1 protein-coding gene and 2 pseudogenes are annotated in these 1,722 nt (G+C 65.2%); 2 read left to right on the plus strand and 1 reads right to left on the minus strand.

Features of this window, described 5'->3' with window-relative positions; all coding sequences use genetic code 11:
- Both F3J08_RS17355 and F3J08_RS16790 read left to right on the plus strand, forming a co-directional pair.
- Nucleotides 1–170: pseudogene (locus tag F3J08_RS17355) on the plus strand (DNA primase); the annotation flags it as partial.
- 312 nt (nt 171–482) lie between these two features.
- The gene (locus tag F3J08_RS16790) at nt 483–1,418 is read left to right on the plus strand and encodes a DUF2493 domain-containing protein (RefSeq protein ID WP_166931904.1); all 936 of its coding nucleotides are present in this window, start codon (nt 483–485) and stop codon (nt 1,416–1,418) included.
- Nucleotides 1,419–1,446: 28 nt separating this feature from the next.
- On the opposite strand, the pseudogene F3J08_RS16795 reads toward F3J08_RS16790, so the two are convergent.
- A pseudogene (locus F3J08_RS16795) lies at nt 1,447–1,722 on the minus strand (cation transporter); the annotation flags it as partial.

The following is a 1,722-nucleotide window of genomic DNA, read 5'->3' on the forward strand; positions in this document are numbered from 1 at the left end:
TGCTCGCCCGGACGCAGGAGGCCGGGATCGAATGCCTCGTGTTGTCACCGCGTCTGGCGGATTTCAACGATGATCTCCGCTATCTCGGGCGTGGCGCGATGCGGGCAATCCTGCATCCCCAGCTTGCTCCGCAGGACGTGGCGCGGTTCCTGCAACCCGTCATGCACTGAGGCGGGCCGGGAAGGGGGTGTGGGGGCATCGTCTTTCCTTGTCGTGCGGGGCTGTCCTGTTTCCGGATGAGGCGCGCCCGCGGCCTTTTCTGGAGGGGAGCGGGCGTCAGCCAGGCTGGGCCTGCAATGACGGAGCCGGCTATTTTCCGCCGCGCGTGCCGCGCTTTGCATCGCGAAACAAAATAGCCGTCTCCCTGCCATCCTCCACTGCGTTCCGGCCGCGCGCTGCGCGGTTCCGACCCGGCCTTCGTCTGCCGCTTTCCGCCCCCGGAAAGGCCGCGAGGGGCGCGGCCAAGACCGGAGGATAGACCCATGACCCGCACACAGGACGATTTCGAACCCGTACACGCCACCTCTTCCACCGCTCATGTGCTGGCGGAACTCCAGCTTTACAGCCACTGTCCATTCGAGGATGAGCCTGACCCGAGGCCGCTGCCCGACGCCAGCCAGATTGAGGGTGCTGTCGCTGACATCTTCGACGCCCTGTCAGCCACGCTGACCGACACAAGGCTGGAACCCGATCTCGAACCGCTGCTCTGGTCCACCGTCAATGTCTTTCATCGCATGGTTGGGCAAGTGGAGCGCGATCTTGATCGCAACGAGGCGGCGCAGAAGCGCAGCCAGCAGGAACAGGATGGCAGCGAGATCCGTTCGGTGGAGCTGGAACGCCTGATCGCCGAGGGCCTGACCCTGCTGGAGCGACGCAACGCCTACGAGATCTTCCGCGACCTCGCCTGCGACCAGTTTGAACGTCTGACCATGTCGCCCTGGCGGCCACGCTCCGGATCGCTGGTTAGCCGTAGCACCCTGACGGCGTCGATGATCGACAGCCGCGATTTCCTCAACGCCCGCCGCAAGGCCGAAACGGAACTGCTCGTGCCTCCCGGACCGAAGGTCGCGGTCACCGGCGGGCTCGATTACGAGGATCATCACCTGATCTGGAACCGCCTCGATAAGGTGCGCGAGAAGCACCCCGACATGGTGCTGCTGCACGGCGGTTCACCGAAGGGTGCGGAATTCATTGCCTCCCGCTGGGCCGATCACCGGCAGGTCGCGCAGATCGCCTTCAAGCCGGACTGGAACCGGCACGGCAAGGCCGCCCCGTTCCGGCGCAACGACGCCCTGCTGAAAGTCCTGCCCGTCGGGGTCATGGTGTTCCCCGGATCGGGCATTCAGGACAATCTGGCCGACAAGGCGAAACAGATGGGCATCCCGGTCTGGAGGTTTCTCAGGGAGGCTGGCGCGTGAGCGCCGGCCGAACCTTCTGTGCCCGTTTTCAGGCCGCCAGTTCCGTCCCGGCGCTGGTGGTCTCTGCAAGGGCATGGCGCACAATCTGTGTCCCGCCATGCAGGCCCAGTCCTCCCATGATGAAGGCCACGATAATATCGGGCCATCCCGTGCCGGTGCCGAAAACGCCCAGTGCCGCCAGCAGAACCGCCAGATTGCCGATGGCGTCATTGCGCGAGCAGATCCAGACCGAGCGCATGTTCGCGTCCCCACTGCGGAAGCGGTATAGCATCAGGGCGACACCCCCATTGGCCAGCAGCGCCAG

Source organism: Asaia sp. As-1742 (assembly GCF_011753235.1).
GTDB lineage: Bacteria > Pseudomonadota > Alphaproteobacteria > Acetobacterales > Acetobacteraceae > Asaia > Asaia bogorensis_B.

Excerpts from the sequence above, each read along its gene's own strand:
- F3J08_RS16790 (WP_166931904.1), top strand. The coding sequence starts at position 483 with ATGACCCGCACACAGGACGATTTCGAACCCGTACACGCCACCTCTTCC.